This is a genomic window from Streptomyces sp. NBC_01498 (assembly GCF_036327775.1).
Lineage (GTDB): Bacteria > Actinomycetota > Actinomycetes > Streptomycetales > Streptomycetaceae > Streptomyces.
Genome location: NZ_CP109598.1, coordinates 3,842,988 through 3,857,308, shown reverse-complemented (window position 1 = coordinate 3,857,308; position 14,321 = coordinate 3,842,988). Strand labels below are relative to the sequence as shown.

The following is a 14,321-nucleotide window of genomic DNA, read 5'->3' as shown; positions in this document are numbered from 1 at the left end:
CGGTTCGGGACCTGGTTCAGGACCCGGGTCGGAACCGGGGCCCGCGCGCCGGAATCCGCGCCGGGCTCTGTCGCCCAGCCCCCGGACCCTGGCCGACAGCCCGGAACGGCGGACGTTCCCCCCGGCGGAACGGGCCCGCTGCCCGCTCTCGGCCGACGTCTCGTCGTCCCCACTGTCTCGCGGGTGCCCCACAGTGGCCTCCTGCCCGGTCCGCCGACGGCTGCGGACGGTACCGCGCTCCTCCCAGGCTGGCTCTTTACGCGCCAGGAAGCCAGCCGCGTCGACCGACCGGGCTATCGACAGGCCCGGACCCGCTCGGACGCGTACGGAGCCCGGCACGGCCCCGTACGGCGCCCCGTACCGTCCCGCGAGGCCCGGTACCGCCCGTCAGTCGGTCAGATGGCGCTCGGCGTACACCGTCAGCGCGTCCCGTACGAGGACGGCGGCGCCCTCCGCGTGCGTGTCGTAATTGCGGCCGAAACGCGGGTCGTCCACGTACATCGCGCCGACACCGACGACGTACGACTTCGAGACAGGCGTGCTGCTCGCCAGCCAGTCGCAGTGCCGGCGCGCGAGGGCCTGAGCCTCCTCGCTGTCTGGGGCGAGACCGGCTTCCTTGGCCCGCCCCCAGTCGCGGGCGATGGCCTCGTGCCGGCCCATGAACTCCCGGCGCTCACTCTCGCTGAGCGCCCGCCACCAGCGGTCTCCCTTGTCGTACGCGTCCCGGCCCCAGCGCTCGGTCACCTCCTGCTCGTACACCGTGTGATCGAAGCCGTCGAGAATCTCCTCGGCCATGAGCTGTTCTCCTCTCTCGGTCTTGTGGAGAGTGGTCCGCACCGATGTGATCAGCCGTCCCACCCGCTCGCGCTCCTGTTCGAGCAGAGTGAGATGGGTACGCAGGGCGGCGGCCGTGTCCTGTTGGCCGTCGAGGATCCCGGCGATCGCGGGCAGGCCGAGCCCGAGCTCCCGCAGCAGCAGGATCCGCTGCAAGCGGACGAGGGCGTCCTGGTCGTAGTAGCGGTAGCCGTTGGCGCCGACCCGGCTCGGGGACAGCAGCCCCAGCTCGCCGTAGTGCCTGAGCGTGCGGCTCGTCGTACCGGCCTTCTTCGCGATGTCCTGGATCGACCACTCCATGACCGGAACGCTAAATCTTGACGTTGCGTAAAGGTCAAGCACGACCGGCCGGGGCGACGACGAGATGAGTGGGGGGATCGATCGGGCACGACGAAGGCCCGGATCCTGTGTGGATCCGGGCCTTCGTTCTCTGCGAGTAGCGGGGACAGGATTTGAACCTGCGACCTCTGGGTTATGAGCCCAGCGAGCTACCGAGCTGCTCCACCCCGCGCCGTTGAGCGCAACACTACGCCATTCCGACCAAGATCATTTCCATTTGCCGGGAGGGCCCGGCGAACACGGGCCGATGCGCGAAGATCCGCCGGGCAGACCTAGGCCGCCTCCACCACATCGGCCCGGACCGCCGCGGCCCACTCGACCAGCAACCGTTGATACGTCTCCTGCTCGACCGGCGACAGCGCCCGGCCCGCACGCGCCCACAGGGCGCGGATCTCCGCGTTGACGACGCCGGCGGGACGGACGGAGGCACGGGCATCCGAGATATCCGAGGTGTCCGGTGAAACTGACATGCCGTAAGGCTACGGCCCGCCACTGACAATCGGCAGAGCGTGTCCCCGGTCACTCGCCGCCGTACTCGTGCGGATGTCCGCCCTGCCACTCCACCCAGGCGGTGTCGTCCAGCAGTTCCCACGCGTCGGGCAGTCCGGCGCGGCGCAGGAATTCGATCAGATGGTCGTCGTTGTGCGCGAGTCCCATGATCCGGCCGCGGACGGTGACGCGCCGGCCGCCCGTCCCGGACGGCCGGTGTACGACGATCGGTATGTCACTCATACGGTCAAGAGTGCGACCACCGGCGCCGGTGTGCAGCATCGGGGGCGGATTTCTGCTCGTTCATCAGTTCGAATTAGGGGGGCTGGCAGCCCTTCCGTACGCTTTGTCGCCGACCAGGATCCGCCCCGTGGTCGCCGCGTCGATGCCCTGTCCCCACCCTGTCGATGTCCTGTCGATGTCCTGTCGATGTCCTGTCGATGTCCTGACGGGTGTCCTGACGGGTCCTGCCGAAGTCCTGTCGCGCCGTGCCGCCGCCCCCGCCGCCGCCCGGATGCGGGATACGGCGGGCGCCCCGATGCTGGGAGGAGCAACCCATGAGGGAGGACGACCCATGTCGATGCTCGACAAACTCAAGGGCCTGGTGAAGGGCCGCGAGGACACCGTCCGCAAAGGCGTCGACAAGGCCGGTGACGCCGTCGACAAGAAGACCGGCGGAAAGTACCAGGGCCAGGTCGACACGGCCCAGGAGAAGCTCAACGAGCAGCTGGGTTCGCGGGAGCGGCCGACGCCGGGCGACAACCGCCCGCCGCAGAGCTGACCCGGGCACCGCCCCACGCGACCACGCCGACGAGGACCCCGGACCGATCCCGCTGATCCGGCCGGGGCCTTCGCGCGTACGGGCCCGCCACCGCAATGCCCCCGCACCGCGACCACCCCACAGCCACCGCCGAACCCCCGGCGACGCCCCGGGCCGACCGCCCGGGCTGTAGTCCCGTACGTCCCGCCGGTCCCCGCGCCCTCGCCGGTACCGCCGGTCCCGCGTCAGCCGTGGCGCTCCACCGGCGCGTCAGTCGTGGCGCTCCGCCGGCGCGACGGCCCCCAGCCCCAGTTCGCCCGCGCGCAGCCCCGCCTGGAAGCGGGAGTCCGCCTCCAGCGCCCTCATCAGGTCCGCCACCCGTCGCCGGTACGTACGCAGGGAGATCCCGAGCCGTCGGGCCGCCGACTCGTCCGTACGCCCCGAGGCCAGCGCCGCGAGGATCTCCCGGGCCTCCGGGCCGAGGTGGGGGACGTCGCCGCGCAGATAGGTGTCGAGCTCCACGGCCGCGTCCCAGATCGCCCGGAACAGCGAGTCGACCCCCGCGACCAGGGTCTCCGACGTCGTCACCGTGTACTCCCGGCCGCCCGGCGCCTCCCGCCCGGCGACGATCATCACCCGCCGGTCGATGAGGATCGTCTCGTGCGGCAGCCCGGACGCGCTGATCCGGACGAGGGCGCCTTCGCCCCGTACGCGCCGCAGATGGGCGCGGGCCTCCTCGTCGGCGAGCGCGACCGGGCTGAGCAGCTTGCGTACGGTGAAGCCCGGCGAGCCCACCGCGCGTATCCGGCCCCCGGCCGCCGCCCTGGCCTCCGGCCGTGACCAGGTCCGCAGATCGCGGGCGGCGCAGACGAACTCGGTCCGCGCGGACGCGAAGAGGTGCCCGGCGCGTGCGACGAGGTCCGCGTCCCCTCGCACCTGAAGCACGTGTTCGTTCCGCATTCCGCCAGTCTGGCACCAAGCTGCCACCGACTCGCCGGTCGCCGCCCACGCCCCCAGCATGGACACCATGACGATCACGACCTTCTCCCTCGGCGGAAACCTGACCATCGACCGGCTCGGCTTCGGAGCGATGCGCCTGGCGATGAGCACCTTCGACGGCCCGGCGCGGGCTCCCGAGAACGGCGTCGCCGTTCTGCGGCGGGTGGCCGAGCTGGGTGTGAACCACATCGACACGGCGGGCTTCTACAACCGAGGAGCCGTACGGGCCAACGAACTGATCCGCACCGCGCTCTCCCCCTACCCGGACGGCCTGGTGATCGCGACCAAGGTCGGCCCGCTGCCCGGCCCGAACGACCTGCCCAGCGGGCAGGCGGCCCCCGATCAGCTGCGCGGCCTGGTCGAGGCGGATCTGCGCGCCCTCGGGCTGGACCGGCTCGACCTGGTGTATCTGCGGGTGGGCGGCATGTCCGGGCCGGGCGGGGAGTCGATCGCCGAACGCTTCGCGGTGCTGGACGGGCTCCGCCAGGAAGGGCTGATCCGGCACTTGGGCGTCAGCAACGTCGACTCCGCGCAACTGGCGGAGGCCCGCGCGATCGGGCCCGTCACGGCGGTGCAGAACCAGTACGCCGACGACATGGGGCTCCTCGCCGAGTGCGAGCGGGCGGGAATCGCGTACGTACCGTTCTTCCCGCTCGGCGGTGGCGGCAGGCCGCTCGACACCGAACGGCTCGGCAAGCTCGCGGCCCGTCTCGGCGCGACCACGCCGCAGGCCGCGATCGCCGCGCTGCTGGCCACGTCGCCGGTGATCCTCGCGATCCCGGGCACCGGCTCGCTGGACCACCTGGAGGAGAACGTCGCCGCGCGCGAACTCACCCTCGGCGAAGAGGACTTGGCCGCGCTGCGGGGCTGAACGGCCCACTCCGCGAGGCGGGGCGTAGGGCCGGCCCCCGATACGGCCCGGCCGGGCGCAGGCACCTCGCACGGCCGGGCCGGCGTCAGCCGCGACCACCGGTCACGCGATCGGCTGCGACCGGTCAACGCGACTGCTCGCGTGACCAGTTACGTGACCGGTGAACACGACTGTTCACGCGACGAGCTACGCGACGAGTTGCGCCACCGGTCAACGCAACAGTTCACGGGACCAGTTACGTGACAGGTCAACGCAACCGCTCACGCGACCAGTTGCGCCACCGGCAACGCAACCGCGTACGCCACCAGTTACGCGACGGGCAGGCCGGCCGCCCCCGCCATCGGCCGCCCGACCGATCACGCGGTCGGCCGACCGGCTGCGTAACCAGCCGACCGACGAGCTACGTGATCGGTTTCGTCCGGGTGCAGTTCTTCCACTCGACCCACGGCCGGGCGCCGCCGCTCGTCGGCCCGGTGGCGTACGTCGGATCGCCGGTGATCGTCTGCTCCTTGCTCTCGTGGGTGATCTCGATCCCGAAAAGCTTGAAGCCGAGGGTGAACTGCCCGGCCGAGACCCCGAAGCCGATGCCCAGTGAGGCGTTCCACCAGTCGGTGTTGGCCTCGTAGTCGAGCCGGCTGAGCTTCCCCTTGTCGTGCAGCAGCCGCTCCAGCGGGCTCGCGTCCGGGCCCGGGACCCCGGCCGCGTCCGACGGGGAGGGCAGCGGGTTCTTCGCGGGGTGGTCGCCGTTGCCGCGCAGCCAGTCCTCGACGAGGGTGCTGTCGGCGTCGTTGTCGAGGACGAGTTCCGCCGTCTCCGTATGGATCCGGGAGTTGACGCTTCCGCCGCCGCCACCGACGTCGATCGTCACGGGACCCGCGTTGGCGCCCGCTTCGAGCTTGAGGCCACCGCCCTCCCCGGCGTCCTGGCTGGTGGTGACGACCAGCTTCTCCGGGCGGTGCGCCGTACCGTCCGCCTCCTCCTGGTCGTACGCGGCGGCGTCGTACGTGACGGCGACCTGCTGCATCCGCTCGCCGGTGGCGACGCCCCCGGCCCCGGCCGTGCCCTTCACCGTGAAGGTGTAGACGAAGGTGATCTTCCCCGCGTTCGCGCCGGTGTGGGCGCGCATGACGACGACGTCCTCGGTCATCGTGCCGGAGAGCAGTTCACCGGATATCTTGCCGAGGTCCTTGGGGCCGTCGCTCTTGCCCGCGTCCTTGCCGCCCTTGCCGTTGCCCTTGAACTTCCCGCCGAAGCTGACGTTGCCCGACGCCTCGACGGACGTCTTGGTGATGTCGACGTCCGGCGCCAACTCCGGTTCGAGGTCGGGTTTTCTGGAGGCCGCGTCCTGCTGGCAGGCTCCCATCGCGGCACCGGGGTTGTAGCCGCTCTGGTAGCGGCAACCGTCGTTCTGTCTGAGGTACGCGGCGAACTTCTGGGCGTCCGCGAGATTCAGCTCCAGGTCCTTCTGCGGATCGCCGGTCTTGTTGCCGGAGAAGAGCCACTGGCCGCCGCTGCCGCTGCCCGCCAGATACGTACCGCTCAGCTTGGCGCTGCCGCCCCAGTCCTTCAGGCCCGGAATGCCGGCCGAGATGCTGGCGGTGACCCCGCCGCTGGTCTCGTTCACCCGCTCCAGGGTGACGGTGCCGTCGGACCACTGCTGAAGCTTGACCGTCTCCGAGGAGCTGATCTTGACGAAGACCACCTGGATGACGACGGTGTCCTTGGTCTGCTCCTGGGACAGCAGACACCTCGCGGGCTCGAACGGATCGCCGTTCGGTACGAAGGGATCCCCGCCCTCGCCACCACCGCCGCCCTCTCCCCCACCCTCGCCGTCCGCGTAGTCGCCGGTGGCACACGCCTCGTCCCCGCTCAACGGATGCAGCACCCGGCACACCGCGCTCTTCAGCCCGGTCGCCTCCTGATCCGGCAGGCTCAGCCCGACGATGGCGGCCACGATCGTGGCCACGACCCCGAACACCGCGGCGTACTCCGCACCGCTCTGCCCTCTGTCCCGCCGCCGGTCACGCACCTGTTCCCCCGCTTCACGCCGTTGTCCCCGAGGCCCGGGGCGGCAGCAGCGTAAGGACGGGCCCGGACCCGGGTGCAGGGCCCACGGACCTACCGGAGGGCCCGCTCATGCCTCACCCGGCAGACGTTCATTTGCCGGTTGACCAGCGGACATGTCCAGAGCACCGGCTTGTCCGGTGCCGACCGCGGGAAGCGTGACCGGGTACGCGGGACGGACCTCAAAGCCCCGACGGCCCGGCGGACTTGACGGACTTGACCGACTCGACGGACCCGACGGACCCGGCGGACCCGGCGGACCCGGCGGACCCGGCGGACCCGACCCCGGACACGACGAAACGGCCCCGCCCACCGAGTGCGCTCGGTGGGCGGGGCTGACACGCGTCCGGGATCCTGCCGGAGGCGCGCACGGGGAGGAGCGCTCGCGCTCCTGGCGGTTTCGGGTCCGGTCCGGTCGGGGCGGGCCGAAGGCGCGATGCTCCGGCGGTGTTACGTCGGGATGGGCTTGATCTTGCTGCAGTTCTTCCAGTCCACCCACGGGCGGGCGCCGCCGCTCTTGGGGCCGGTGGCGTAGGTGGGGTTCCCGGTGATCGTCTGGGTCTTCTCCTCGTGGGTGATGTCGATCCCGAAGAGTTTGAAGCCGAGGGTGAACTGCCCGGCGGAGATGCCGAAGCCGATGCCGAGCGAGGCGTTCCACCAGTCGGTGTTGGCCTGGTAGTCGAGCCGGCTGAGCTTGCCCTTGTCGTGCAGCAGCCGCTCCAGGGGGCTCGCGTCGGGGCCGGGAACCTCGGCCGCGTCGGTGGGGGAGGGCAGCGGGTTCTTCGCCGGCTGGTCGCCGTTGCCGCGCAGCCAGTCCTCGACAAGCGTGCTGTCGGCGTCGTTGTCGAGGACGAGTTCCGCCGTCTCCGTATAGATCTGCGACTCGGTGGAGCCGCCACCGCCGCCGACATCGATCGTCACGGGACCGGCGTTGGCACCGCCCTCGACCTTGATACCGCCACCGCCACCGAGCTCCTCGCTGGTCGTGATCACCAGCTTCTCCGGGCGGTGCGCCTTGCCGTCCGCCTCCTCCTGGTCGTACGTCGCCGCGTCGTACGTGACCGCCACCTGCTGCATCTTCTCGCCGGTGACGACACCGCCCGCGCCGCCCGACCCCTTGACGGTGAAGGTGTAGACGAAGGTGATCTTCCCGGCATTGGGTCCGGTGTGCGCGCGCATGACGACGACGTCTTCGGTCATCGTGCCGTTGGCCACCTCGCCGGAGATCTTCCCGAGGTCCTTGGGGCCGTCGCTCTTGCCCGCGTCCTTGCCGCCCTTGCCGTTGCTCTTGAACTTCCCGCCGAAGTTCGCGTTGCCCGACGCCTCGATGGAGGTCTTGGTGACATCGACGTCCGGGGCCTTCTCCGGCGGCAGGTCGGGCTTCTTCTTGTTCGCGTGGTAGCCGCAGATCATGCCGAGTTCGGAGGAACGGGGCCCGGCGGGGCGGGAGTTGCACTCGTCCTGGGCCTTCAGGTATTCGGTGAACTGCTTGGCGTCCTCAAGATTCAGCTCAAGGTCCTTCTGCGGGTCACCGGTCTTGTTGCCGGAGAAGAGCCACTGCCCGCCGCTGCCGCTGCCCGCCAGATACGTACCGCTCAGCTTGGCGCTGCCGCCCCAGTCCTCCAGACCGCGAATCCCGGCGGAGACGCTGGCCGTGACACCGCCGCCGACCTCGGTGATCCGCTCCAGGGTGACGGTGCCGTCGGACCACTGCTGAAGCTTGACCGTCTCCGAGCTGCTGATCTTGATGAAGAAGATCTGGACGACGACGGTGGTCTTGGTCTGCTCCTGGGACAGCAGACATCTGGTCGGCTCGAACGGATCGCCGTTGGGTACGAAGGGGTCCCCGCCCTCACCTCCGCCTCCGCCGTCGCCTTCTCCTCCGCCGTCACCGTCGGCGTAGTCGCCGGTGGCACACGCCTCGTCCCCGCTCAGCGGATGCAGCACCCGGCACACCGCGCTCTTGAGCCCGGTCGCCTCCTGGTCGGGGAGACTCAGTCCGACGATGGCGGCGACGATCGTGGCCACGACCCCGAACACCGCGGCATACTCCGCACCGCTCTGCCCCCGGTCCCGCCACCGGTCACGACGGAGCGAATCCGGTTGTCTCCCTTCGTGCGGACGCACCTGACACCACTGGAACCTCCGGGCCTTCTTCACCTGTTCTCCCACCTCACGCGACCGTCGCCCACCCCGAGCGCGAGCAGAGTAAGGACAGGTCAGGGCCCACAGGGCAGGGTCCACGGGCCCAGCGGGGACGCCCTCAGGCCCGATACGCCAGACGTTCATCTCCCGGTTGACCAGGGGTCCGCTCGCCAACTGCCGGATGTTCCCCGTACGTACGAGCCGACGTTCCGGACGGCCACCCGAGACCCGGTTTCCGCCCCCGGCCACCTCCGACACCACCGTGGAGCGCCCCGGCCGACTGGGCCCGATGTGGGCCGGGGCCTGGGGGTGGGGCGGACGCGTACGTAGCGGCCCGAACTGATGTTTCCGCTGACGGTCGTTGTCCGGCGTCCGTACCGTCGTCGGGGAACCAGGAGAGGTGATCCGGTGGAGTGGACAGACCCGAGGTACACGGACGTCGTCGCCCGGTACCGGGAAGCGAAGGCAGAAGCGGGCCCGGCGCCGGATCGACCCGGCCGGAAGAAGGGGCGGCGTTACGGGGACCCGTTCGTCATCGTCGTCGACCCCGTCACCATGAAGCCCCACACCGTCGGCCGCTGAGCGAAACCGCCCCGCTCACCGAGCGCATCCGGTGGCCGGGCGCGGCCCTGCCGTGCTCACCGGCGCTCGGGCCGGCAGCGGGCCGGCAGGCGCCCCGTCACGCGCTGAAACGACAACGGGCCCCGGTCAGAACCTTCCTGACCGGGGCCCGAGTTGTAGGCCGTGTGGGACTCGAACCCACAACCAACAGATTAAAAGTCTGCTGCTCTGACCAATTGAGCTAACGGCCCCTGACGCGTCACCCACGAGCATAGCCGCCCCCGGAGCGGGAGCCGATCGGGTATCCCCCCGGGCGGGGGTGGGGGAGCGGGCGGGGCCCGTACCGCGGCCTGGATGGCGCGGTACGGGCCCCGTCAGCGGGTGCGGCGGTCAGCCGTTGCGCTTCCAGCGCGGCTTGTCGTCGCGGCGGCCGAACGAGCCCGTGCTCGTGCCGGTCGTGCCGCCGCGGTGGTCGTCGCGGCGGCCCGACGGGCGGTCGTGGCCGCCGGAGCGGAAGCCGCCCGCGGGGCGGTCGTCGCGGCGGTCGCGGTTGAACGGGCGGTCACCGGTCGGGCGGTGCTCGCGGCGCTCGAAGGGACGGGCGCCGTCACGGCGCTCGCCGCCCGCGGGGCGGTCGTCGCGGCGGTCGCGGTTGAAGCCGCCTTCCTTGCGGTCGTCACGGCGGAAGCCGCCACCGGCCGGACGGTCGTCCCGGCGCTGGTAACCACCGGACGCCGGACGGTCGTCACGACGCTGGAAGCCACCGCTCGCGGGCCGGTCGTCCCGGCGCTGGAAACCGCCCCGGTCGTCCCGGCGGTCGCGGTTGAAGCCGCCGGACGCCGGACGGTCGTCGCGGCGCTGGAAGCCGGTGCTGCCGCTGCCCTCGCGCGGGGTGTAGCCCCGCGCGCCGCCACGGCCGCTGCGCTCGCCACGGTCGTCCCGGCGCGCGTAGTTGCCACGGTCGTCGCGCTGCGTCTGCGCCGGTACGGGCGCGGACGCCGCCGCTGTCGCGGCCTCGACGGCCGCCGCGGCCTCGGCGGTGACCTCCGCCACCGCGGCCTCCGGGTCCTCCCCGCGCTCGCGCGCCGCACGGGCGACGAGGCGGTCGGCCTCCTCGCGCAGTTCGACGGCCCGGCGCTGGAGGCGCTCCAGTTCCTTCGTCAGGTCGGCGACCTCGCGCTCCGCCTGCTTGGCGGAGTTGTTCGCGGAGTCCGCCTGCACCTCGGTCAGCGAGCGGGCACCGGTGATCTCGGCGACCTCCGGCTCGAACGCGCCCGCCCCGGCGACCATGTGACGCGCGGCGTCCACGCCCGCGTCCTCCATCAGCCGGAAGATCTGGCGGCGCTGGTGCGGCAGGGCCAGCGAGACGACGACGCCGGACTTGCCGGCCCGCGCCGTACGGCCGGAGCGGTGCAGGTAGTCCTTGTGGTCACCGGCCGGGTCCACGTTCAGGACCAGGTCGATGCCGTCGACGTGGATGCCGCGGGCGGCCACGTCGGTCGCGACGAGCGCGTTGACGTAACCCTCCTTGAAGTCCGCCAGCGTCCGGGTGCGCGCGCCCTGCGTCATGCCGCCGTGCAGCGCGTCGGCCTTCACGCCCGACTCGCGCAGCTGCTCGGCGATACGGTCGGCGCCCAGCTGCGTACGGACGAAGATGATCGTGCGGCCCTTGCGCGCGGCGATGGCGGCCGTGACGGGCGCCTTGTCCTTGGGCTTCACGACGAGCACGTGGTGGCTCATGGTCGTGACGTTGCCCTGCGCGCTGTCGACCTCGTGGTGCACGGGGTTCTTCAGGTAGCGCTTGACCAGGGTGCTGATCTCGTTCTCCATCGTGGCGGAGAAGAGCATGCGCTGGCCGCCGGCCGGCACCTGGTCGAGCAGTTCGGTGACCTCGGGCAGGAAGCCCAGGTCGGACATCTGGTCGGCCTCGTCGAGGACCGCGATCCGGACGTTCTCCAGCGAGCAGGCGCCGCGGTTGATGATGTCGCGCAGCCGGCCCGGCGTGGCGACGAGGACGTCGACACCGCGCTCGAGGGCGTAGATCTGGTTGCCCATCGACGTACCGCCGCAGACGACCTTCATCTTCAGGCCGAGGACGTCGCCGTACGGCTGGAGGGCGTCGGCGACCTGCATCGCCAGCTCGCGGGTCGGGGTCAGGATGACGCCGCGCGGCTTCTTCTTCTCGGTGTGGCCCTCGGCGAGGGTCGCCAGCAGCGGCAGACCGAAGGAGAGGGTCTTGCCGGAGCCGGTACGGCCGCGGCCCAGGATGTCCTTGCCGGCCAGGGCGTCCGGGATGGTCGCGGCCTGGATCGGGAAGGGGGCGACGACACCGTTCTGGGTGAGCTTGCGGACGATGCCCTCGGGCAGCCCCAGGTCGCCGAAGGTGATCTCGGGGGTCTTCGGGGCCGCAGGGGCCTCGGTGGTCTCGGTGATCCCGGTGATCCCGGTGGTCTCGGGAGCGTCGGGGGTCCTGATGGCCTCGGTGGCCTCGGCAACCTCCGCCGTACCGGCCGTCTCCGCCACCTCGGCGGTGTCGGCGTCGGTGTCGGTCGTCCCGACGGTGTCCGCCGCGATGCTCTCGACGCTCACGATCGAGTCGTCGGAGTCGTTCTCGGGCATGACGGTGTGGTCAGTACTGGAAATGGACATGCGAAATGCGAAACCTTCCGGAGTCTCGGCACGCGCCCAAACTCCGTGATTCGCAAATCGACCGCCTCAATGCGGTCTGCCACGGTAAGGGAGAGTACGCGCCACGCGGCGCTCTTCTGTGTCGGCGCCGGGCAATGATCAAACGATCTACTACCATACGCACCGCTCCCCCTCCCTGGCAAACCGCCCCCGCGCGATCCCCGTCACACCGGCCCGCGCCCCGTCGCGCACGCCCCTCTCCGGGCCTCTCTCCGGGCCTCTCGCGGACCCCTTTTCCGCATCGCGCGGCGTCCTCACACCGGCCCCAACTGCGCAGCCGCCACAGGCTCCTTGAACATCCCGGTCCCGTGGTCGCCGGGCGACAGCGCGCTCGTCCGCAGGTCGGTCACCGGGGAGGCCGACGGCGGCTCCAGCGGGGGCTCCGGCTCGGGCTCGGCCGGCGGCTCCGGCTCCGGTACCTGCGGGGAGGGTTCCACGGGCGCGGGCGGGGTCCGGGTCGGCTGCTCGGGAGGCGGTACGACGCCGCCCGGCGGCCTCGGGGCGGGCGGTACGGCGGCGCCCGGCCCGGTCGACGGCCGCGCCGACGGCTCGCCCGGCTTCTCCGTACCGCCCGCCTCCACCGGCTCACCGCGCCGGCCGGTCTGCTCGGCGTCCCGAGGTCCGGCTTCGTCCCGGCCGTCGACGGGACGGCCGCCCGTACCGGCGTCCGCCGCCGTACCGCCGTCCTGTTCGGCCGCCGCCCCGGAACGCTCGGCAGGCCGTGCGGGGGCCGGCCCGCCTTCGTCGTCGCCGACGCTCATGCAGCCGGTGGTGGCGGCGACCGCCAGGGAGGCGACGATCCATACGGCGAAACGGCCGGGGGCGGACAACTGGCGCACGCGGGGCACCTCCGGGAGCGTGGAACGACTCGCCCGCCGCGGAGAATCCGACGGCAGGGATCGATGGCCCTGCTCAACTTCCTTTCCGCCACAAGGGACACGCCCGCCACCCGACAAGCGCCGACCGCCACGCGCGCACGGGGCAGCCAGGGCCGCCGGACAGGGCCTAGCGCGCCCCGAGTTCCCAGCCCGCCCACACCGCGCCCAGCCCCACCAGCACGGAGGCGGTGACGTACGCGCCCGCCAGCAGCCCCTTCCCGCGCTCGGCCAGCCGCAGAACCTCGTACGAGAAGGTCGAGTACGTCGTCAGCGCCCCGCACAGCCCCGTACCGAGCAGGGCGTACGCGGGCGACGACACCGCCGCCCCGGCCAGCACGCCCAGCACCAGGCTCCCCGCCACGTTCACCGTGAACGTCCCCCACGGGAACAGGGTTTGGTGCCAGGTCTGCGCCGTACGGTCCGTCAGATAGCGCAGCGGCGCGCCGATCGCGCCGCCCAGGGCGACCAGCAGCCAGTTCACAGCGCCGCCTCCCGCGCCACGGCCCGCCGGGTGAGCGTGGCCGTCAGCCCCACGGCAACGAGGGCGCCGACCAGGGTCACGGCCGCGTAGCCCAGTGCCGCCGGGGCCTCCCCGTGCCGTACCAGCCGCAGGAAGTCCAGCGTGTACGCCGAGAACGTGGTGAAGCCGCCCAGCACCCCCACCCCGAGGAACGGGCGCAGCAGCGGGTGCGCCGGCCGGCCGCCCTCGGCGACCAGCACCATGAGCACGCCGATCAGCCCGCAGCCCACCACGTTGACCAGGAACGTGGTCCAGGGGAAGGCGCCGTCGGGGGTCGGCAGCAGCCGTTCGGCGCCGTGGCGTGCCGTCGCGCCCGCCGCGCCGCCCACGGCGATGACGGCCGTCACCCGCCAGAGCCGGTGCCCGGCCGTCTCGGCGCGCTGGCCGGGCACCCGCAGATCGACGTCGGGGTCGACCGGCTCGACGAGTGCGACGGATGCGACGGGTGCGACCGGCTCGCGTTCGCGTTCAGGCTCGCGTGCGGAGTCGGGTTCAGACTCGGGCGCGGGTTCGCGTTCGGACTCGGAGTGGGGTTCAGACTCGGGCGCGGGTTCGCGTTCGGACTCGGAGTGGGGTTCAGACTCGGGCGCGGGTTCGAGTTCGGACTCGGAGTCGGGCTCGGGTTCAAACCCGGGTTCGCGTTCGGGCCCGGAGTCGGGCTCCGGCTCGGGCCCGGAGTGGGGCTCGGACTCGGAGTCGGGGGTCGGCTGGGGCCCGGAGTCGGGCTCGGGCCCGGAGTGGGGCTCGGGTTCGGGGGTCGGGCTCACCCGTACCCCAGCTCGTGCAGCCGCTCGTCGTCGATCCCGAAGTGGTGGGCGATCTCGTGCACCACCGTGATCTCCGTCTCCGCCACCACCTCTTCGCGCGTCTCGCACATCCGCAGCGTCGGCCCCCGGTAGATCGTGATCCGGTCCGGCAGCACCCCCGCGTACCACTCGCCGCGATCGGTCAGCGGTGTCCCCTCGTAGAGCCCGAGCAGATCCGGGTCGAACTCCTCGCCCGACTCCTTCGCCGCGCCGGGGTCCGGCTCGTCCTCCACGAACACGGCGACGTTGTCCATCAGCCGCATCAGTTCGGGCGGGACGCGGTCGAGCGCCTCGGCCACCAGTTCCTCGAACTCCTCGCGCGTCATCTCCAGCACCCCGCCATTGTCACGCAGCCCACGGCGTTCCG

At 71.8% G+C, this 14,321-nt stretch carries 14 protein-coding genes and 2 tRNA genes; 3 read left to right on the top strand and 13 right to left on the bottom strand.

The genetic code is table 11. From position 1 onward, the window contains the following. Positions 1-387 precede the first annotated feature (387 nt). The 4 genes from OG875_RS16475 to OG875_RS16460 all read right to left on the bottom strand — a co-directional run bounded on the left by OG875_RS16475 (position 388) and on the right by OG875_RS16460 (position 1,905). Complete coding sequence (locus OG875_RS16475) at positions 388-1,134, bottom strand: MerR family transcriptional regulator (RefSeq protein WP_330174983.1); 747 nt, start codon at positions 1,132-1,134, stop codon at positions 388-390. Positions 1,135-1,271: 137 nt separating this feature from the next. Then, positions 1,272-1,345: transfer RNA gene (locus OG875_RS16470), tRNA-Met, on the bottom strand. A gap of 100 nt (positions 1,346-1,445) precedes the next feature. Continuing rightward, positions 1,446-1,643, bottom strand: coding sequence for a hypothetical protein (locus tag OG875_RS16465; protein ID WP_330174982.1), 198 nt, complete (start codon positions 1,641-1,643; stop codon positions 1,446-1,448). Positions 1,644-1,692: 49 nt separating this feature from the next. Further along, positions 1,693-1,905 (bottom strand): hypothetical protein, encoded by a 213-nt coding sequence (locus tag OG875_RS16460; protein WP_330174981.1) that lies wholly within the window; start codon positions 1,903-1,905, stop codon positions 1,693-1,695. 331 nt (positions 1,906-2,236) lie between these two features. Between OG875_RS16460 and OG875_RS16455 the strand changes: the two genes are divergently transcribed. After that, positions 2,237-2,443, top strand: coding sequence for an antitoxin (locus OG875_RS16455; protein WP_330174980.1), 207 nt, complete (start codon positions 2,237-2,239; stop codon positions 2,441-2,443). A 249-nt stretch (positions 2,444-2,692) separates the two neighbouring features. On the opposite strand, the gene OG875_RS16450 is transcribed toward OG875_RS16455, so the two are convergent. Further along, on the bottom strand, positions 2,693-3,382 hold the full coding sequence (locus OG875_RS16450; RefSeq protein ID WP_330174979.1) for a DNA-binding response regulator: 690 nt from the start codon (positions 3,380-3,382) through the stop codon (positions 2,693-2,695). A 67-nt stretch (positions 3,383-3,449) separates the two neighbouring features. Here OG875_RS16450 and OG875_RS16445 point away from each other — a divergent pair, with 67 nt between their 5' ends. Beyond that, a complete protein-coding gene (locus OG875_RS16445; RefSeq protein WP_330174978.1) occupies positions 3,450-4,292 on the top strand; it encodes an aldo/keto reductase in 843 nt (280 codons plus the stop codon). 400 nt (positions 4,293-4,692) lie between these two features. Here the strand turns inward: OG875_RS16445 and OG875_RS16440 are convergent, their stop codons facing one another. Together OG875_RS16440 and OG875_RS16435 are read right to left on the bottom strand one after the other, a co-directional pair. Next, complete coding sequence (locus OG875_RS16440; protein ID WP_330174977.1) at positions 4,693-6,258, bottom strand: hypothetical protein; 1,566 nt, start codon at positions 6,256-6,258, stop codon at positions 4,693-4,695. 548 nt (positions 6,259-6,806) lie between these two features. After that, positions 6,807-8,396, bottom strand: a complete 1,590-nt coding sequence (locus tag OG875_RS16435) for a hypothetical protein (RefSeq protein WP_330174976.1) — start codon at positions 8,394-8,396, stop codon at positions 6,807-6,809. A gap of 513 nt (positions 8,397-8,909) precedes the next feature. Between OG875_RS16435 and OG875_RS16430 the strand changes: the two genes are divergently transcribed. Further along, positions 8,910-9,083 carry a hypothetical protein gene (locus OG875_RS16430; protein ID WP_330174975.1) on the top strand — a complete coding sequence of 58 codons (174 nt, stop codon included), beginning with the start codon at positions 8,910-8,912 and terminating at the stop codon, positions 9,081-9,083. A gap of 156 nt (positions 9,084-9,239) precedes the next feature. Here OG875_RS16430 and OG875_RS16425 read toward each other — a convergent pair. From OG875_RS16425 to OG875_RS16400, 6 genes are all read right to left on the bottom strand, one after another. Continuing rightward, positions 9,240-9,313 (bottom strand) — tRNA-Lys (locus OG875_RS16425). 139 nt (positions 9,314-9,452) lie between these two features. Continuing rightward, entirely contained in the window at positions 9,453-11,711 is a 2,259-nt protein-coding gene (locus tag OG875_RS16420) for a DEAD/DEAH box helicase (RefSeq protein WP_330174974.1), read from the bottom strand. Positions 11,712-12,004: 293 nt separating this feature from the next. After that, positions 12,005-12,589, bottom strand: a complete 585-nt coding sequence (locus tag OG875_RS16415) for a hypothetical protein (protein WP_330174973.1) — start codon at positions 12,587-12,589, stop codon at positions 12,005-12,007. A gap of 166 nt (positions 12,590-12,755) precedes the next feature. Continuing rightward, positions 12,756-13,109: a fluoride efflux transporter CrcB gene (gene crcB, locus OG875_RS16410; RefSeq protein WP_330174972.1), complete on the bottom strand. Its 354-nt coding sequence runs from the start codon at positions 13,107-13,109 to the stop codon at positions 12,756-12,758. Beyond that, entirely contained in the window at positions 13,106-13,546 is a 441-nt protein-coding gene (locus OG875_RS16405; protein WP_330177765.1) for a fluoride efflux transporter FluC, read from the bottom strand. The genes crcB and OG875_RS16405 overlap by 4 nt, the downstream gene beginning before the upstream one ends. 365 nt (positions 13,547-13,911) lie before the next feature. Continuing rightward, positions 13,912-14,289, bottom strand: a complete 378-nt coding sequence (locus tag OG875_RS16400; protein ID WP_330174971.1) for a metallopeptidase family protein — start codon at positions 14,287-14,289, stop codon at positions 13,912-13,914. Between the last annotated feature and the right edge of the window lie 32 nt (positions 14,290-14,321).